This window comes from Candidatus Brocadiaceae bacterium (assembly GCA_012728835.1).
In the GTDB taxonomy this organism is placed as follows: domain Bacteria; phylum Planctomycetota; class Brocadiia; order SM23-32; family SM23-32; genus JAAYEJ01.
On the sequence record JAAYEJ010000015.1, the window covers coordinates 1 to 1,694 of the forward strand.

Here is a 1,694-nt window from a genome sequence, read left to right on the forward strand (position 1 = left end):
ACGTCGCCCTCGCGCACCTGCTGCCAGGCCGAGCGCTCGCGACGCGTGTAGAGGTCCTCCGCGGCCGTGTGCCTCGGGAGCGAGAGCGTCTTCGTCTCCTCCCGCACGAGCGTGCAGCTCCACATCCCCGTCTCGCGGTCAAGCGAGACGTTCTGCAGCCGGTATTCGACGCCGCTCGTGGAGACCGGCACGGGCGGCAGCGAAGCCACGTCGTAGAAGAAGCGCACCCACTCCTTCGCGGCGCATCCGTCGTAGATCAGCACCTCCAGCCCAGGCGGCGTCTCTGTGCTCGCCAGGATGCCCATGACGGTGCTGGTCCCGTCGTCGTTCTCCGCGTTGCGCGCGGCCCGGAACGTATAGGTGCCCGGAATGGCCGTCTGCTTGTCGAAGGTGGGATTGGCGATCGTCCCGCGCGCGATCAGCTCCGCGCAGAACTCTCGCACATGGGTCTTGTCGACATGCGGGTAGATGACGACGTAGTGCGTCCCGAACGCCGCCTGCACGTCCGCCGCCACCTGCTGCACGCGGTAGACGCGCCCCTCGGTGTCGGCCCCCGCGCCCCAGGCCGCGCCCGAGATGCTCGGCGGACGCAGGAACCCCCGCCGCAGCGTCTGGTAGACGATCCCCGGCTGGCCGGCCTCCTCGAAGTTGCGCACCACGCGCCACAGCCCCGGCACCGCCACATCCTGCTCGGCCGCGGGATTGGTGATCGCGTGCGTCTCGACCAGCGGCGAGGCGGCGACGAAGTGGTCGCCGTCGCCGTAGAGGTCCAGGAACGCGCGCACACGCTCCGAGAGGTGGGCGTCCACCTTCCAGTAGCGCGTGAACTCGTCGGCCCCCAGCAGGGGGACGGAGGCGCGCGCGCCGAAACGCGCGTCGCGCCCCATCACCTGCGCCGCGATGTCCGTCAGTTCATAGGTCCCGAAGGAGTTGGCCATCCCGCCGCCCCCCCAGGCTCATTCCTGCTTTTCGAGGAACAGGTACACCGTGTGTCCGGCGATCTCAGTCGTGTTGGTGACCGTGATCTTCTGGCCGGTCAGGACATAGACGTCCGTCGGCAGGCCGCCGACAACCCGGCTCGTCTCGACCGTGGTCAGGTTGCCCACGTCGCGCGTGGTGACCCCGGCGCCGCCGACCATGTAGTCGTGCTTGACCTGGAGCACGCCGCCCGTGGCCGTCGAGACGACGCCCTTGAGCAGCAGCACCCCGCCGCCCGTGTGCTGCCACTCGCCGTAGGCGCCCGTGGCCACGTTGCGCACGACGATCTCGCCCGCCAGCGCCGCAAAGGTCGCCAGCGCCAGCGCCGCGACCGCCATCGTAAACATCCGTTTCTTCATTGTTCTGCCTCTGTGTTGTTGTTGTTGCTCCAACCGCTGGCCCGCGGTTTTGTGAATCCCCTGCCATCGGGGCAACCTTACGCCCAGGCAGGAGCCGAATGCAAGACCCTCCGGCCCTTGGTCCGCAGCACGCGCCCCTCGGCCCGCGGCACGCGCGCCACGATCTCCGCCAGCCCGGCCTCGTACTCCTGCCGCCAGGGAGCTGCATCCATCTCCTTGCGGTCCATAAGGCCTATCAAATCGCACACGCAGCGCGCCAGCAGCGCCCGCGTGCCGGGCAGGGCAAGCTTGTCCGCGTCGGCCGCGAGCGTCGAGGGCGCCGTCCAGCCATGCACGTCCACCGCCGCCGTCCCGGCC

Annotated in this window: 3 protein-coding genes; all 3 read right to left on the reverse strand. The window is 69.6% G+C overall.

Annotated elements, in window-relative coordinates; genetic code table 11:
* Positions 1–938 (reverse strand): hypothetical protein (locus GXY85_02590; protein ID NLW49716.1); only part of this gene is annotated, 938 nt, incomplete at its 3' end.
* 18 nt (positions 939–956) lie between these two features.
* Positions 957–1,337, reverse strand: a complete 381-nt coding sequence (locus GXY85_02595; protein NLW49717.1) for a hypothetical protein — start codon at positions 1,335–1,337, stop codon at positions 957–959.
* A gap of 77 nt (positions 1,338–1,414) precedes the next feature.
* A complete protein-coding gene (locus GXY85_02600; GenBank protein ID NLW49718.1) occupies positions 1,415–1,678 on the reverse strand; it encodes a hypothetical protein in 264 nt (87 codons plus the stop codon).
* Positions 1,679–1,694 lie beyond the last annotated feature (16 nt).

Coding starts and splice junctions, on each gene's coding strand:
- GXY85_02595 (NLW49717.1), bottom strand. CDS start 1,337: ATGAAGAAACGGATGTTTACGATGGCGGTCGCGGCGCTGGCGCTGGCG.